This window comes from Curtobacterium sp. 'Ferrero' (assembly GCF_002412165.1).
Classification (GTDB): Bacteria; Actinomycetota; Actinomycetes; order Actinomycetales; family Microbacteriaceae; genus Curtobacterium.
Map to the genome: position 1 here is coordinate 12,108 of NZ_NXIA01000023.1, position 15,686 is coordinate 27,793.

Here is a 15,686-nt window from a genome sequence, read left to right on the forward strand (position 1 = left end):
CGATCGCCCACCGCGACCGCGCGCGCGACGTGACGACGCCCGGGCAGCCGGCGCCGTTCCTCCAGGCCGGCAGTGGCCACGGGACGGACCGCAGGCCGGCGTCCCGACCCGGGCGGCCCGATCCCGTCCGCCCAGAGAAGGACCCGCATGACCCTCGAACGCGAGGAACTCCGCGACGACTGGACCGTGACGCTCGCGGGCGGCACGGCAGCCCCCGACGGTGTCGCCGGACGGACGGTGCCGGCGACCGTGCCGGGCCAGGTGCACACCGACCTGGAGCGCGAGGGACTGCTCGCCGACCCGACGTCCGACCGGAACGAGGGCGCCGGACGCTGGGTCGGCCGGTCCGACTGGCTCTACCGGCGGTCCGTCGACGTCGACCCCCGGGGCCACGAGCGGGTCGACCTGGTGTGCGACGGACTCGACACCGTCGCCGAGGTCTCCCTCGGCGGGGTCGTGATCGGCACGACCAGGAACATGCACCGGCGGTACCGGTTCGACGCGCGCGACCAGAGCGGCCGCGACGACGGCGGCCAGGCGGGACCGAAGGACCTCGAGATCCTGTTCGAGTCGCCCTACCGCGAGGCGGGCCGGGTCGCAGCGCGCGCCGGCAGCATGCCGGGTCCCTACGACGAGCCGTTCCCCTACGTGCGCAAGATGGCGTCGAACTTCGGCTGGGACTGGGGCCTGACCGCGGTCACCAGCGGGCCCTGGCGTCCCGTGGCGATCGAGCGGTGGTCGACGGCACGGCTGCGCGAGGTCCGCCCGCTCGTCGACGTCGAGGCCGGTGAGGGCGTGCTCGACGCGCACGTCACGGTCGAGCGCTCCGGTCCCGCCGGCGACGGCGCGAGCACGGCCGACCTCGACCACGACGGCGAGGACGACGACCTCGTGCTCGTCGTGACGGTGAGCGGTGAGGACGCCGAGGGCGCCACGACCCGGCAGCGCTCCCGCGCGCAGCTGACCGCGAAGGACGACGAGACGGTCGTGACGGTCCGCGTGCCGGACGCACGACGGTGGTGGCCCCGCGGGTACGGCGAGCAGCCGCTCTACGACGTCGTCGTCGAACTGCAGACCGTCGAGGGCGAGGTCCTCGACCGCGACGTGTTCCGGACCGGGTTCCGCTCCGCACGGATCGACACCGCGGCCGACACGATCGGCAAGCCGTTCGGCGTGCACGTCAACGGCACCCTCGTCGACGTCCGCGGCGTGAACTGGATCCCCGACGACGTCATCGTGTCGCGGGTCGACCGCGGGCGGTACGCCGACCGGCTGCACGCCGCGGCGGCGCTCGGCGTGAACCTGGTGCGCGTCTGGGGCGGCGGGGTGTACGAGTCGCGCGACTTCTACGAGCTGTGCGACGAGCTCGGGCTCCTGGTGTGGCAGGACTTCGCGTTCGCCTGCTCGGCCTACCCGGAGACCGAGCCGATCCGCAGCGAGGTCGTCGCCGAGGCGCGGGACAACGTCGCCCGGCTGTCCCGCCACCCGTCCCTCGTGGTCTGGAACGGCAACAACGAGAACATCTGGTTGCACGACGCCGACGGCTGGGCCGAGGAGCTCGGCGACCGCGGCTGGGGTCTCGACTACTACCTCGACCTGCTGCCGACGATCGTCGACGCCGTCGACCCGTCCCGCTTCTACACGGTCGGGTCCCCGTGGTCGGGCGACGAGGCGCTGCCCGCGAACGACGTCGACCACGAGACGCACCACTCCTGGGAGGCGTGGAACCGGCTGCCCGACAGCGCGTACCGGGAGTCGGTGCCGCGGTTCGTCTCGGAGTTCGGCTGGCAGGCGCCGCCGGCGTGGCGGACCCTGCGCGACGCGGTGACGGACGACCCGCTGCACGTCGACTCGCCCGGCGTGGTCCACCACCAGAAGGCGGACGACGGCATGGGCAAGCTCGCCCGCGGCATCGAACCGCGCTTCGGTGCCGTCGCGCCGTCCGCCTTCGACGAGTGGCACTACCTGACGCAGCTGCAGCAGACGCGGGCGATCGCCACCGGTGTCGAGCACTGGCGGACGCACTGGCCGCGCAACACCGGCGTCGTGCTGTGGCAGCTGAACGACCTGTGGCCGGTCTGCTCGTGGTCGGCGATCGACTCGGCGGGGCGGCTGAAGCCGCTGGCCCACGAGGTACGTCGGCTGTACGACGACGTGCTGCTGACGATCCGGCCGGTCGCCTCGGCCGCGTCCCGCCGGGACGGTCGCCCGGGAGGCGCGGACCAGCCGCCGACGTCGGCTCGCGACGACGGGTCGGCCGGGTCCGGCGACACGGCGGACACGCTCTCGCTCGGGTCCGGCAGCACCGCGCTCGGGACCTCGCCGGGGGCCTTCGGGTCGTCGCCGATCGAGGTCGCGGTCCGGTCTACCCGTGCCGGCGGGGACAGCGTCGTCCGGGTCCGCCGGATCACGCTCGACGGCGCCGTGCTCGCCGAGGCGACGCTCCCCGTGCACCTGTCGGCCGGTGTCGCCGTCGTGGCCCTGCCCGAGGCGGTCGGCATCGTCGACGACCCGACGCGCGAGCTCGTCGTCGCCGACATGGGGGAACGTCGTGCGGTGTGGACACCGGCGCCGGACCGCGAGATGCGCTGGGCACCGGCTCGGTTCCACGCGCGCACCGAGGTCGACGGCGGACTGGTGCGGGTGGTGGTCGAGGCCGAGACCGTCGTCCGTGACCTGCTGCTGCAGCCGGACCGGGTCGCGCCGGAGGGGGCGGTCGACCGCGGCTTCGTCACGCTGCTGCCGGGCGAGCGGGCGGTGTTCCGGGTCCGGGGCGTGCCGGGCGAGGCGGTCGGGCGCCTGCTCGAGCAGCCCGTCCTGTGGTCGCTCGACGCAGTGCTCGGCTGACGCTGCCGCCGCGGTGGGCCCCGGTCGGCCGAGCCCGGCGGGCCGAGGCTGGGCGTCCGGTGTCGGTTCGGGCGCTCGCCTGGGATTCGGGACCGCCGCGGGTTACGATGAACGGACCACGAGCTTCCGCCCGGCGGGTCGACGACGACCGGCAGACGGCGACCAGTCCACCATCGAAGGAGTCATGATGTTCGCAGGCCTCACCGGCATCCATCTGCTGATCATCCTCGGGATCGTCATCCTGCTGTTCGGCGCGACCAAGCTGCCGGCGCTCGCCAAGGGGCTCGGTCAGTCGATCAACATCTTCAAGAAGGAGATGGGTCAGGACGACAAGCAGGGCGACCAGGGCGTGCAGAACAGCGCGGCGCAGGACAGCACCACGCAGAACACCGCGGCACCGGTCGTGAACCCGGGCCCCTCGGTGCAGCCGAACGCCGACTCCAAGCAGTAGTCGGCCCGGCCACGGACCAGGACACCCAGCCCCGTCCTGTCGGCAGCCCCCACGACCCTCGCGGTCGTGGGGGCTTCGTCATCCTTGCGGAGCGGGTACGCCGTCGGCGGTGCGGGGTTGGATGAACGCATGACGACGCCCGCTGCTCCGCTCCGCGACGACCGCCGGGTGGTGCTCGTCGTCGCGGTCCTGGCGTCGTTCGTCGTCGGGCTCGACGCGAGCGTCGTGAACGTCGCGCTGCCGGCGATCCGGGGCGAGCTCGGCGGCGGACTCGTCGTGCAGCAGTGGGTCGTCGACGCCTACCTCGTGACGCTCGGCTCGCTGATCCTGGTGGCCGGGTCGCTGTCGGACCTGTTCGGCCGCGTCCGGATCGTCACCTGGGGGCTCGTGGTGTTCGGGGTCGCGTCGATCGCCTGCGCCGTGGCGCCGACCGGTGCCGTGCTGATCATCGCGCGGGCCGTCCAGGGCGTGGGAGGCGCGCTCGTCACCCCGAGCGCGCTCGCACTCGTCATCGCCGCGTACCGGGGCGCCGCGCAGGCCCGGGCGATCGGCACGTGGACAGCGTGGTCGAGCGCCGCGATCATCGTCGGACCCGTGCTCGGCGGGGTGGTCGTCGACGGGGTCGGCTGGCGCTGGATCTTCGTGCTCACGGCCCTTCCCATCGCGGTGACGATCCCGCTCGTGCTGCGGATCAGCGGCGACGTGCGGCACGGTACCCGCCCGCGGGTCGACGTCGTGGGCGCGGTGCTCGCCGTCGCCGGCGTCGGCGGGGTCGTGCTCGGGCTGATCGAGCAGGAGCGCCTGGGGTGGACGTCGCCGCTCGTCGTGGCCGCCCTCGTCGTCGGCGGACTGGCACTCCTGGCGTTCGTCCCGTGGGAGCGGCGGGTCGCCCGGCCGCTCGTGGACCTGCGGCTGTTCCGAGCCCGCAACTTCGCCGTCGGCAACCTCGCGACCCTGTCGATCTACGGGGCGCTCGGGATGGTCGGGTTCGTGGTGACGCTCTTCCTGCAGGAGGTGTGGCGGTTCCCGGCGTCGGTGGCCGGGCTCGCGAGCCTGCCCCCGACGCTGCTGCTCCTGGCGCTCTCGACCACCGTCGGGTCGCTCGCGGGACGGTACGGCCCGCGCTGGTTCATGGCTGCCGGACCGGCGCTCGCCGCCGTCGGGGCGCTGGTGATGCTCGTCGCCGGCGAGGATCCCGCCGCCTACTGGTGGTCCGTCCTGCCGGGCCTGGTGCTCGTCGGCATCGGACTCGCGGTCATGGTGACGCCGTTGACGAGCGCGGTGCTCGGGTCCGTCCCGCAGGACGAGGCCGGGATCGGTTCGGCGGTGAACAACGCGATCGCCCGCATCGCCGGCCTCGTGGTCGTGGCGTCGGCGGGCGTCGTGCTCGGCGGGGCGGTGAGCACCGCGGGGTTCCACCGGGCGATGGTCGTGATGGCCTGCCTGCTCGTCGCCGGCGCACTCGTCAGCGCCGTCGGGATCCGCAACCCCGATCGGGAACACCCGAGCGCGCGCGGAAGTTGAGTGGAGTAGACTCAACTACACGACCACCGTGACGAAAGGACGGAACGCATGGCGAACCTCCAGGGCGCTCCCGACTCGCAAGAGCGTCAGAAGACCGCCCTCGAGCAGTACGGCGTCGACCTCACCGCGATCGCGCGGAGCGGCAAGCTCGACCCGGTGATCGGCCGGGACGCCGAGATCCGGCGCGTCTCCCAGGTGCTGACGCGCCGCACCAAGAACAACCCGGTGCTCATCGGCGAGCCCGGCGTCGGCAAGACCGCCGTCGTCGAGGGGCTCGCGCAGCGCATCGTCGCGGGCGACGTCGCCGACTCGCTCAAGGACAAGCGGCTCGTCTCGCTCGACATGTCGGCCCTGATCGCCGGCGCGAAGTACCGCGGCGAGTTCGAGGAGCGGCTGAAGGCCGTGCTCAAGGAGATCAACGACTCCGAGGGGCAGGTCATCACCTTCATCGACGAGCTGCACACGCTCATGGGCGCCGGTGGCGGCGAGGGCTCCGTCGCGGCGTCGAACATGCTCAAGCCGATGCTCGCCCGCGGTGAGCTGCGGCTCATCGGCGCGACGACGCTCGACGAGTACCGCGAGTACATCGAGAAGGACGCGGCGCTCGAGCGTCGCTTCCAGCAGGTGTACGTGGGGGAGCCGAGCGTCGAGGACACCGTCGCCATCCTGCGCGGGCTCAAGGAGCGGTACGAGGCACACCACAAGGTGACGATCAACGACTCCGCGCTCGTGGCGGCCGCGAGCTTGTCGAACCGGTACATCTCCGGCCGGCAGCTCCCCGACAAGGCCATCGACCTCATCGACGAAGCCGCGTCGCGGTTGCGGATGGAGATCGACTCCTCGCCCGTCGAGATCGACGAGCTCAAGCGCACCGTCGACCGGCTGCGCGTCGAGGAGTTCGCGCTCAAGCAGGAGAAGGACGACGCGTCCAAGGCGCGGCTCGAGACACTCCGCGCCGAGCTGGCGAGCCGCGAGGCGCTCCTCGGCGAGCTCGAGCAGCGGTGGCAGGCCGAGCGCGCGACCCTCAACCGGATCGGTGAGCTCAAGCAGCAGCTCGACGACCTCAACATGCGGTCCCAGCGCGCCCAGCGTGAGGCGGACTACGAGCTCGTGTCCCGCATCGAGTACAGCGAGAAGCCCCGCATCGAGGCCGAGCTCGCCGAGGCGGAGCGTGCCGAGCAGGCCGACCGCATGGTGAACGACAGCGTCACCGACGAGGACATCGCCGCCGTGATCGCGCAGTGGACCGGCATCCCGCTCGGGCGCCTGCTCCAGGGGGAGACCGAGAAGCTCCTGCACCTCGAGAGCGAGCTCGGTCGACGGATCATCGGCCAGCGCTCCGCCGTGAACACCGTGTCCGAGGCCGTACGGCGCACCCGTGCGGGCATCTCCGACCCGGACCGGCCGACGGGCTCGTTCCTGTTCCTCGGCCCGACCGGCGTCGGCAAGACCGAGCTCGCGAAGGCGCTCGCCGAGTTCCTGTTCGACGACGAGAAGGCCCTCGTCCGGATCGACATGAGCGAGTACGGGGAGAAGCACTCCGTCGCCCGGCTCATCGGCGCACCACCGGGCTACGTCGGGTACGAGGCCGGTGGGCAGCTCACCGAGTCCGTCCGGCGGCGGCCGTACTCCGTCGTGCTCCTCGACGAGGTCGAGAAGGCCCACCCCGAGGTGTTCGACGTGCTGCTGCAGGTGCTCGACGACGGGCGCCTGACCGACGGGCAGGGGCGCACGGTCGACTTCCGGAACACGATCCTCGTCCTGACGTCGAACCTCGGCTCGCAGTTCCTCACGGACACGTCGCTGAGCAGCACCCAGCGCGAGGAGGGGGTCCGGGAGCTCGTCGCACAGGCGTTCCGGCCGGAGTTCATCAACCGCCTCGACGACATCGTCGTGTTCCAGGCGCTCACGTCGGAGGACCTCGGGCAGATCGTGTCGCTCTACGTCGACCGGCTGGCGCGTCGGCTGTCCGACCGTCGCCTGGAGCTCGCGGTCACGCCGTCGGCCCGGACGTGGCTCGCCGAGCGCGGGTACGACCCGGTGTACGGCGCGCGTCCGCTCCGACGCCTGATGCAGCGCCAGATCGACGATCGGCTGGCGCGGGCGATCCTCGCCGGGGAGGTCCGCGACGGCGACACCGTGCGGGTGGACGTCGCCGACAGCGGCGACGGGCTGACGGTGGAGCCGTTCGAGGTCGTCGACGCGGAGATCGTCGAGGAGTAGCAGCACCGCGTCACGGGGGTGACCGCCTGGAGGCCCGCAGCGCGTTCCTGGAACGCGCTGCGGGCCTCCAGGCCTACATTCCGGAGCATGCCTGAGATCCGCGCCATCCGTCGCCTCACCGACGCCGTCGAGCTCGCGGGCGTGCTCGACAAGGCCGTCGACATCGACCGCTCGGTCGTCCGCGCCCTCGCCCGCCCGAGGGTGGTCCGGCAACTCCTGCACGGCGTGCCGTTCGGGCACCCGCTGCACCCGCTCATGGTGCAGGTGCCGCTCGGCGCCTGGATCTCGGCGGCGGTGCTCGACCTGGTCGGCGGGAAGGGCAACGCGAAGGCCGCGAAGACCCTCGTCGGCGTCGGCCTCGTGTCGTCCGGCGGCGCAACGGCGGCCGGGTACGTCGACTGGTCGGAGCTCGACCGCGAGCAGCTCCGCACCGGGTGGGTGCACCAGGCGGTGAACTGGGTCGGCATCACCCTGTACGGGCTGTCGTGGGCGCAGCGCCGCCGCGGGAACCACGGTACGGGGAAGCTGCTCGGATTCGCCGGCCTGGCGGTCGTGGGTGTGGGCGGGTACCTCGGCGGGCACCTCGCGTACCGGCAGCGTGCCGGGGTCGGGACGCCGGACGACGTGCCGTTCGACCGCTCGTGAGCGAGCGCTGATCATGCCTGGTCATGACCAGTTCGTCAAGACCGGGAGTGCATCTGTTCCACATCCGTGATCCCGCGGAAACATGCGGATCGAGGCCGTCCACAGGCGACGGATTCGTGGTTGACATCCCTGCGTGATGGGGCTTCACTAGCCATTACGCAACGTCCTTTCGTAAAGGTCGGACCAAGGGAGTCAACGTGACACGCACGCGTTTCGCCGCACTCGGTGCGCTCGCCCTCGCAGGCGCGCTCGCCCTCACCGGGTGCTCCGCCGGGAGCAACGCCGCTTCCGACGGTGGCACGAAGTCCATCGGCACACCCGACGGCACGGGCAAGACCATCACCGTGTGGATCATGAACGGCGACCTCAGCCCGAAGATCCTCAAGGTCGCACAGCAGCAGTTCACCAAGGCCACCGGGGCGAAGGTGAAGCTCCAACTGCAGCAGTGGGACGGCATCACGACCAAGCTCACGACGGCGCTCGCACAGCAGGACGCACCGGACGTGGTCGACCTCGGGAACACGCAGGTGCCGGTGTACGCGGCCACCGGCGGCCTGATGGACCTGTCGCCGTACAAGAAGGAGCTGCAGGACGGCCAGACCTGGCTCTCCGGGCTCGAGGGGCCGGCGACCGTGGACGGCAAGCTCTACGGAGCCCCGCTCTTCGCCGGCAACCGCGCGGTCATCTACAACAAGAAGACCTGGGCGGACGCGGGCGTCACCGACGTGCCGAAGTCGTACGACGAGCTCACCGCCGACCTCGACAAGGTGAAGGCGAAGAACCCGCAGGCCGACTTCTCCGCGTTCTACATGCCCGGGCAGTACTGGTACGGCGGGCTGCAGTGGGTGTGGGACGCGGGCGGGCAGATCGCCACCGAGCAGGGCGGCAAGTGGACCGGGGCGATCGACTCCGCCGACGCCGTCAAGGGCCTCACCGCGTGGAAGGACTTCCAGAACACCTACTCGGCGAAGTCCACGCAGGACATCAACACCGACAAGCCGGCCGAGTCCGACGTCTTCGCCCAGGGCAACACGTCCGCGATCCTCGGGTCGGCGTGGGAGATCGGCTCGATCACCACGGCCAAGCCCGAGCTCAAGGACCAGATCGGCACGTTCCCGATGCCGTCGTCGACCGAGGGGAAGACCCAGCCGGTGTTCCTCGGTGGCTCCGACCTCGGCATCCCGGCGAAGTCGGCGAACCAGGAGCTCGCGCTGTACTACCTGAAGATCCTGACCTCGAAGACGTTCCAGAAGGACCAGGTGTTCGGTGTCGACGGCTGGGAGCCGAACTCGACGCAGCTGCTCGACGCGGTGTCGGGCGACGTGGACGAGCTCCACAAGCCGTACTTCGAGGCCGCCTCGACGAGCCGCCCGACCCCGGCGACCCCGGGCTGGGCGACGATCGAGGGCGACTCGAGCTTCCAGACGATGTTCGCGGACATCGCCACCGGACGGAAGACCCCGCAGCAGGCCGCGGAGGGCTTCTCGGAGCACCTCACGTCCGCGCTCAACGCGCAGCAGTAGTCGATGACCTCCACTGCAGAGCGGGTGTCCGGTCCGGCTCCGGCCGGGCCGGACACCCGGCGTGGCGGCCCGCGCCGGGGCCGGTCAGCCGGGGCCGGTCCGTCGGGCAGCGGTTCGGCGGGCGGTCGCGGGGTCCGGCGTCGCTCGGTGACCGCCTCCCGTGCACCGCTCGTGCTCCTCGCGCCGGCGGCGGTCCTGCTCCTCGCGCTCGTCGTCTACCCGCTCGTCCGGCTGCTCGTCATCTCGTTCCAGGACTACGGCCTCCGGGCGATCTTCACCGGGCAGGCCGGGTTCGCCGGGCTGGCGAACTACACGAACGTCCTGACCGACGCGAGCTTCTGGCCGGTCATCCTCCGGACGGTGCTCGTCACCGGGGCGATGGTGCTCGGCACGATCGGCATCGGGATGGCCGTCTCGCAGCTGCTCACCCGGCTCGGCGTCGTGATGCGCACGGTCGTGAGCGTCGTGCTCGTGCTCGCGTGGGCGATGCCGAACGTCGCCTCGAGCCTCGTCTGGCAATGGCTGTTCCAGCCGTTCTACGGCGTGCTGAACTGGCTCATCACCCAGCTCGGGGTGTTCGGCGACCACACGCAGGACAACTGGGCCTCGACGCCCGGGCAGGCCCTCGCGATCGTGCTCTCCCTCGTCATCTGGCAGGCCGTGCCGTTCGTGGCGCTCACGCTCTACGCGGCGCAGTCGCAGATCGCGCCGGAGTACTACGAGGCCGGCGCGCTCGACGGGGCGTCCGCGTGGGCGATGTACCGGGCGATCACGCTGCCGGCCCTCGTGCCGACGCTCCTCCTCGTCACGATCCTCTCGGTGATCTGGGACTTCAACGTGTTCAACCAGATCTGGCTGCTCACGAAGGGCGGCCCGGAGGACACGACGCTCACGCTGGGCATCTGGACCTTCGTGAAGTCCTTCGTGTCGAACGCCTACGGCCAGGGTGCCGCGATCGCCGTCATCTCGACGGTGATCCTCGGCGCACTCACCAGCTACTACATCCGCCGACTCGTCCGCAGCGGGGAGGAAGACCTGTGACCACGACCACGAGCACCACACCCGGGCTGACCGGGGTGACCGCGTCCGAGGCGCAGCCCGACGTGGCGGACGGGACCCGCGCCTCCCGGGCGGTGCGCCGACGGCGGCGGAAGCCGCGCATCCTGGCGAACACGCTCGCGGTCGTGTTCTGCCTGGTCTGGGTGTTCCCGATCTACTGGATGGTGAACACCGCCTTCAAGCCCGCCGACGAGGTCACCACGCTGACGCCGATCTGGCTGCCGCTGCGGCCGACGCTCGAGAACTTCACCCGGGCGCTCACCCAGGCCGGCTTCCTCGTGTACCTGCGGAACTCGGCGATCGTCGTGCTCGCCGCGGTGCTGCTCTCGATCGTCGTCGGGTTCCTGGCCTCGGCGGCGCTGTCGCGGTTCCGGTTCCGCGGACGCCGGGGGATCCTCGTGGCGATCCTCTTCGTGCAGATGATCCCGTCCGGGGCGCTGCTCATCCCGCTGTTCCTGTCGTTCCAGACGCTCGGGCTGCTCAACAGCTACATCGGGCTGATCCTGGCCTACGTGGCGAGCGTGCTGCCGTTCTCCATCTGGGTCATGCGCGGGTTCTTCGTGGCGGTGCCCGCCGAGATCGAGGAGGCGGCGAAGGTCGACGGGGCCGGGACCGTCCGGATCCTGTGGAGCGTCCTGTTCCCGCTCGTGCTGCCGGGGGTCATCGCCACGAGCGTGTTCGCCTTCATCGCGGCGTGGAACGACTACCTGACGGCGTACGTCATGCTCAAGGACCAGGGGATGTACACGCTGCCGGTGTGGCTCGCCGGGTTCTCGACGAACAAGGGCACGGACTTCGGGGGACTCATGGCGGCGTCGGTGCTGTTCTCGATCCCGGTGGTGGTGTTCTTCCTGATCGTGCAGCGGCGTCTGGTGAGCGGCATGACCGCGGGGGCCGTCAAGGGGTAGCGGGAGTCGCGGTCGAGCGCCCCGTCCTGCACTGCGCAGGGCGGGGCGCTCGTCCGCGCTCGGGCCCCGTTGTGCCGCTGCCGACGGCGGTCCTGGGCACGACGGCGGCCCCGGCCCCGGCGTCCGTGGTCGATCGGATTCCACGACAACGGCCCGGCCCCGACGTTGGTCGATCGAGGTTCCACGACTTGCCGCGGCCCCGACGTCGAGGTTCCACGACTTGCCGCGGCCCCGACGTCGAGGTTCCACAGGACGCCTCGTGTGGCGACCAGATGGCGAAATTTTGTAACCGGGACGATCGGGACGCGGATCGGGGCGGGGCACGGGTGCGAAATGCGTCTGCGTCTGCGTTGGTTTGGCAACGAAACAGTTGCGAACGTGTGGCTTTGCGGCGTACTGTTCCTGAAACCAACGGGAACGAAGGAGTTCGGGCATGTACGCAACCGAGCGGCAGGATGCCATCGCCGCGTCGCTGCAGTCGGCAGGGCGGGTCTCCGTCGCCGAGCTCGCCGAGCACTTCGACGTCACCACCGAGACCGTCCGCCGCGACCTCGACGCCCTCGAGTCCGCCGGCCTCCTGCGCCGGGTCCACGGCGGCGCCGTCCCCGTCGGCCGGTCGAGCATCGTCGAACTGACCGTCGCCGAGCGCGAGGGTCAGCACGGGGCCGCCAAGACGGCCATCGCCCGGGCCGCGATGCGCCTCGTCCCGCCGACCTTCACCGGCTCCATCGCCGTCGACGCCGGCACGACCTGCGCCGCGGTCGCAGCCGAGCTGGCCCGGTGGGAGCCTGCCACCGCCGGCGCGACGATCACGGTGATCACGAACTCCGTCCCGATCGCGGCGACCCTCCAGCACAGCGCCCACGTCGAGCTGCACCTGCTCGGCGGTCGGGTGCGCGGGGTGACCAGCGCAGCCGTCGGCACGGCGACCGTCGAGCAGATCGGCGCTCTCCGACCCGACATCGCCTTCGTCGGGACGAACGGGCTCTCGGCCGGGTTCGGGCTCAGCACACCCGACGAGTACGAGGCCGCGGTCAAGGGCGCGTACGTCCTCGCCGCGCGCCGCAGCGTGGTCGTCGCCGACGCGGCCAAGCACGGGGTGGAGGCGCTCATGCGCTTCGCCCGACTCGACGAGATCGACACCCTCGTCACCGACCAGGAGCCGCCGGCCGACCTCGCCGGGGCGCTCGCCGACGCCGACGTGGAGGTGGTCGTCGCATGACCAACGCACACAGCACGCGCATCGTCACCGTCACCCCGAACCCCAGCCTCGACCGCACGATCGAGCTCGCCGGCGAGCTCCAGCGCGGTGCCGTCCAGCGCGCCACCCGCAGCACGGCCGAACCCGGCGGCAAGGGCGTCAACGTGTCCCGCGTCGTCGTCGCGAGCGGCGGCGACACCGTGGCCGTCCTGCCCGGTGACGACCTCGACCCGGTCCTGCTCGGGCTCGCGACGCGTGGCATCCCGACGGCCGCGATGCCGATCGGCGCCCCGCTCCGCTCGAACGTCACCGTCACCGAGCCGACCGGCACGACGACGAAGCTCAACGAACCCGGTCCCTCCCTCGCCGGGCGACTGGACGAGTTCGCGGCGCTCGTCGCGGACGCAGCCGGGCCCACCCCGACCGGCCCCGGAGCCCGCTGGGTGGTCCTCGCCGGCTCGCTGCCGCCGGGTCTGCCCGACGACGCGCTCGCCGTCCTGGTGCGCGCCGTCCGCGCCCGCCACGGCGACGACGTCCGGATCGCGGTCGACTCGTCCGGCGTCCCCTTCACCGCGCTGCTGCAGGCCGGGGAGCGGATCGACCTGGTGAAGCCGAACGCCGAGGAGCTCGCCGAGGTCGTCGGCGGCGACCCGGACGTCTACGAGCAGGACCTCGACGCGGCGGTCGTCGCGGCCGGACGGCTCCGTGCCCGCGGTGTCGACACCGTGCTCCTGACCCTCGGGAGCGCCGGCGCCGTCCTCGTCGGCGGCGAGGGCGCCTTCGCCGCCGCAGCACCGCGCATCGTCGCGCGCTCGACCGTCGGCGCGGGGGACTCCTCCCTCGCCGGGTACCTGCTCGCCGAGGTCGCGGGAGCGTCCCCGGCCGAGCGCCTCGCCCAGGCCGTCGCGACCGGGGCGGCAGCGGCCGCGCTCCCGGGCAGCGACGTCCCCGCGCTGGACCACACCGACCCCTCGGTGATCGAGGTCCGCACCCTCCAGACCGCCACCGCCGCGACGATGCCCGTCGGCGCACCGGAACCGGTCTGACCCCCACTCACCAAGAAACCAGCACGGCCAGCGCCCCCGGCGCCACTGCAAAGGAGCAACCCCATGTCCGCAGACACGACGCAGCGCCTCATCAGCGCTGACCTCGTCGGCCTCGACGAGGACCTCGGTGCCACGTCGAGCGACGTCATCCGCGTCCTCGCCGGCCGCGTCGCCGCCACCGGCCGCGCGGCCGACGGAGCCGCCCTCGCCGACGACGCCATCAAGCGCGAAGCGAGCGTCGGAACGGGGGTCCCCGGCGGCATCGCGATCCCGCACGCCCGGTCCGCCTCGGTGTCGAGCCCGACCCTGGCGTTCTCCCGTCTCGCCCGGAAGGTGCCGTTCGGCGCACCGGACGGCGACGCGGACATCGTCTTCATGATCGCCGTGCCCGAGGGCGCCGACAAGGACCACCTCACGGTCCTGTCGACCCTCGCACGGGCCCTCATCCGCGAGGACTTCACCGCGGCACTCCGTGCAGCGGCCACCCCGCAGGAGATCGTCGACCTCGTGCAGCGCGAGGTCGGCGGCGAGGTCGCCGAAGCCGGTGTCGGGAACGCGAGCAGCGCCTCCCGTCCGGCGGCAGCCGAACCCAGCGCGCCCGCCGCGGCCGGCACGGGCGCGCGCAAGGTCCTGGTGGGCGTCACCGCCTGCCCGACCGGCATCGCGCACACCTACATGGCTGCCGACGCCCTCGTCGCCGCCGCGCAGCGCGCGGGCGCCGAGATGCACATCGAGACGCAGGGCTCCTCGCAGGTCGACCCGCTCGACCCCGCGCTGATCGCACGCGCGGACGCCGTCGTCTTCGCGGTCGACGTCGACGTGCGCGACCGGGGACGCTTCGCGGGCAAGCCGCTCGTGTCCGGTCCGGTCAAGCGCGGCGTCGACGAGCCCGACAAGATGATCGCCGAGGCGCTCCGCGCAGCCGACGACCCGAACGCGGCGCGCGTGCAGGGCGGCGCGGCGACGGCGGCGGAGACCACGAAGCCCGACGAGCACTTCGGCCAGGCGCTCAAGCGGTGGCTGCTCACCGGTGTGAGCTACATGATCCCGTTCGTCGCGGGCGGCGGTCTGCTCATCGCGCTCGGCTTCCTGCTCTCCGGCTACGGCATCGCGCTCGCGCACGGTGACTCCGGCCAGAACAACGCCGTCTACACGCTGACGCACTACACCCTCCTCAACCTCCCGCCCGAGGGGCTGGCGTACTACCTCGGCGCAGCGGCGTTCCAGATCGGCGGTGTGTCGCTCGGGTTCCTCGTGGCCGCGCTCGCCGGGTACATCGCGTACGCCATCGCCGACCGTCCGGGCATCGCCCCCGGCTTCGTCGCCGGTTCGATCGCCGTCTTCATGAACGCCGGGTTCCTCGGCGGCCTCGTCGGTGGTCTCATCGCCGGTGGTGCCGCGTACTGGATCGGGCGCATCCCGACCTGGCGCTGGCTCCGTGGTCTCATGCCCGTCGTGATCATCCCGCTCTTCGCGTCGATCATCGCCTCCGGGCTCATGCTCCTGGTGCTCGGCGGCCCGATCGCCTGGGTCATGACGCAGCTGACCAACTGGCTCAACTCGCTCAACGGCGCCTCGGCGATCCTCCTCGGCGTGATCCTCGGCCTGATGATGGCGTTCGACCTCGGTGGCCCGGTCAACAAGGTGGCGTACTCGTTCGCGGTCGCCGGTCTCGGTGCCGGGACGGCCACCAACGTCGTGCCCTTCGAGATCATGGCCGCGGTCATGGCCGCCGGCATGGTGCCGCCGCTCGCACTCGCCCTCGCGTCGACCGTGCTCTACCGCAAGGGCTTCACCAAGCCGGAGCGTGAGAACGGCAAGGCCGCGTGGCTGCTCGGCGCCTCCTTCATCTCCGAGGGGGCGATCCCGTTCGCCGCGGCCGACCCGCTGCGGGTCATCCCGGCGTCGATGGTCGGTGCCGCGGTCACCGGTGCGATCTCGATGGCGGCCGGCGTCACCTCGCGCGCCCCGCACGGCGGCATCTTCGTCTTCTTCGCCATCGGCGACGTCGCGATGTTCATCGTCGCGATCCTGGTCGGGATGGTCGTGTCCGCCCTCGTCCTGGTCGGTCTGAAGAAGTGGGTGCGGAAGGCGGACGCTCCGGAGCCGACCGTCGTCAACGCCGACGAGCGGGTCGCGGTGGCCGCCTGATCAGCTGACGCGTTGCGTCACCACGTGACGGACGGGAGGCACGGTGCCAGCTGGCACCGTGCCTCCCGTCCGTCCTGCGGTCGCGTTGGTCGTCGCGTCGCGTCGCGT

At 71.8% G+C, this 15,686-nt stretch carries 11 protein-coding genes; all 11 read left to right on the forward strand.

From position 1 onward, the window contains the following. The first annotated feature begins 147 nt into the window (after positions 1–147). The 11 genes from Csp2054_RS15445 to Csp2054_RS15495 all read left to right on the forward strand — a co-directional run bounded on the left by Csp2054_RS15445 (position 148) and on the right by Csp2054_RS15495 (position 15,578). Complete coding sequence (locus Csp2054_RS15445) at positions 148–2,847, forward strand: glycoside hydrolase family 2 protein (protein WP_217990936.1); 2,700 nt, start codon at positions 148–150, stop codon at positions 2,845–2,847. Positions 2,848–3,031: 184 nt separating this feature from the next. Then, on the forward strand, positions 3,032–3,298 hold the full coding sequence (gene tatA, locus Csp2054_RS15450) for a twin-arginine translocase TatA/TatE family subunit (protein WP_411897161.1): 267 nt from the start codon (positions 3,032–3,034) through the stop codon (positions 3,296–3,298). A 129-nt stretch (positions 3,299–3,427) separates the two neighbouring features. Further along, positions 3,428–4,822, forward strand: coding sequence for an MFS transporter (locus Csp2054_RS15455; RefSeq protein ID WP_096900350.1), 1,395 nt, complete (start codon positions 3,428–3,430; stop codon positions 4,820–4,822). A gap of 48 nt (positions 4,823–4,870) precedes the next feature. Then, a complete protein-coding gene (locus tag Csp2054_RS15460; RefSeq protein ID WP_096900351.1) occupies positions 4,871–7,045 on the forward strand; it encodes an ATP-dependent Clp protease ATP-binding subunit in 2,175 nt (724 codons plus the stop codon). An 87-nt stretch (positions 7,046–7,132) separates the two neighbouring features. Further along, the gene (locus Csp2054_RS15465) at positions 7,133–7,690 is read left to right on the forward strand and encodes a DUF2231 domain-containing protein (RefSeq protein WP_096900352.1); all 558 of its coding nucleotides are present in this window, start codon (positions 7,133–7,135) and stop codon (positions 7,688–7,690) included. Positions 7,691–7,887: 197 nt separating this feature from the next. After that, positions 7,888–9,213: a sugar ABC transporter substrate-binding protein gene (locus tag Csp2054_RS15470; RefSeq protein WP_096900353.1), complete on the forward strand. Its 1,326-nt coding sequence runs from the start codon at positions 7,888–7,890 to the stop codon at positions 9,211–9,213. A gap of 3 nt (positions 9,214–9,216) precedes the next feature. Next, on the forward strand, positions 9,217–10,254 hold the full coding sequence (locus Csp2054_RS15475; protein WP_096900354.1) for a carbohydrate ABC transporter permease: 1,038 nt from the start codon (positions 9,217–9,219) through the stop codon (positions 10,252–10,254). After that, positions 10,251–11,180, forward strand: coding sequence for a carbohydrate ABC transporter permease (locus Csp2054_RS15480; protein ID WP_217990937.1), 930 nt, complete (start codon positions 10,251–10,253; stop codon positions 11,178–11,180). Before Csp2054_RS15475 ends, Csp2054_RS15480 begins: the two co-directional genes overlap by 4 nt. A gap of 433 nt (positions 11,181–11,613) precedes the next feature. Further along, positions 11,614–12,402 carry a DeoR/GlpR family DNA-binding transcription regulator gene (locus tag Csp2054_RS15485; RefSeq protein ID WP_096900355.1) on the forward strand — a complete coding sequence of 263 codons (789 nt, stop codon included), beginning with the start codon at positions 11,614–11,616 and terminating at the stop codon, positions 12,400–12,402. Then, positions 12,399–13,427 (forward strand): 1-phosphofructokinase family hexose kinase, encoded by a 1,029-nt coding sequence (locus tag Csp2054_RS15490; RefSeq protein WP_096900356.1) that lies wholly within the window; start codon positions 12,399–12,401, stop codon positions 13,425–13,427. The genes Csp2054_RS15485 and Csp2054_RS15490 overlap by 4 nt, the downstream gene beginning before the upstream one ends. A 63-nt stretch (positions 13,428–13,490) precedes the next feature. Continuing rightward, positions 13,491–15,578 (forward strand): fructose-specific PTS transporter subunit EIIC, encoded by a 2,088-nt coding sequence (locus Csp2054_RS15495; RefSeq protein ID WP_096900357.1) that lies wholly within the window; start codon positions 13,491–13,493, stop codon positions 15,576–15,578. Positions 15,579–15,686 lie beyond the last annotated feature (108 nt).

Bases quoted from the DNA above. Each gene is read 5' to 3' on its own strand.
- Csp2054_RS15445 (WP_217990936.1), top strand. From the start codon at position 148: ATGACCCTCGAACGCGAGGAACTCCGCGACGACTGGACCGTGACGCTC.
- tatA (WP_411897161.1), top strand. From the start codon at position 3,032: ATGATGTTCGCAGGCCTCACCGGCATCCATCTGCTGATCATCCTCGGG.
- Csp2054_RS15455 (WP_096900350.1), top strand. From the start codon at position 3,428: ATGACGACGCCCGCTGCTCCGCTCCGCGACGACCGCCGGGTGGTGCTC.
- Csp2054_RS15460 (WP_096900351.1), top strand. From the start codon at position 4,871: ATGGCGAACCTCCAGGGCGCTCCCGACTCGCAAGAGCGTCAGAAGACC.
- Csp2054_RS15465 (WP_096900352.1), top strand. From the start codon at position 7,133: ATGCCTGAGATCCGCGCCATCCGTCGCCTCACCGACGCCGTCGAGCTC.
- Csp2054_RS15475 (WP_096900354.1), top strand. From the start codon at position 9,217: ATGACCTCCACTGCAGAGCGGGTGTCCGGTCCGGCTCCGGCCGGGCCG.
- Csp2054_RS15485 (WP_096900355.1), top strand. From the start codon at position 11,614: ATGTACGCAACCGAGCGGCAGGATGCCATCGCCGCGTCGCTGCAGTCG.
- Csp2054_RS15490 (WP_096900356.1), top strand. From the start codon at position 12,399: ATGACCAACGCACACAGCACGCGCATCGTCACCGTCACCCCGAACCCC.
- Csp2054_RS15495 (WP_096900357.1), top strand. From the start codon at position 13,491: ATGTCCGCAGACACGACGCAGCGCCTCATCAGCGCTGACCTCGTCGGC.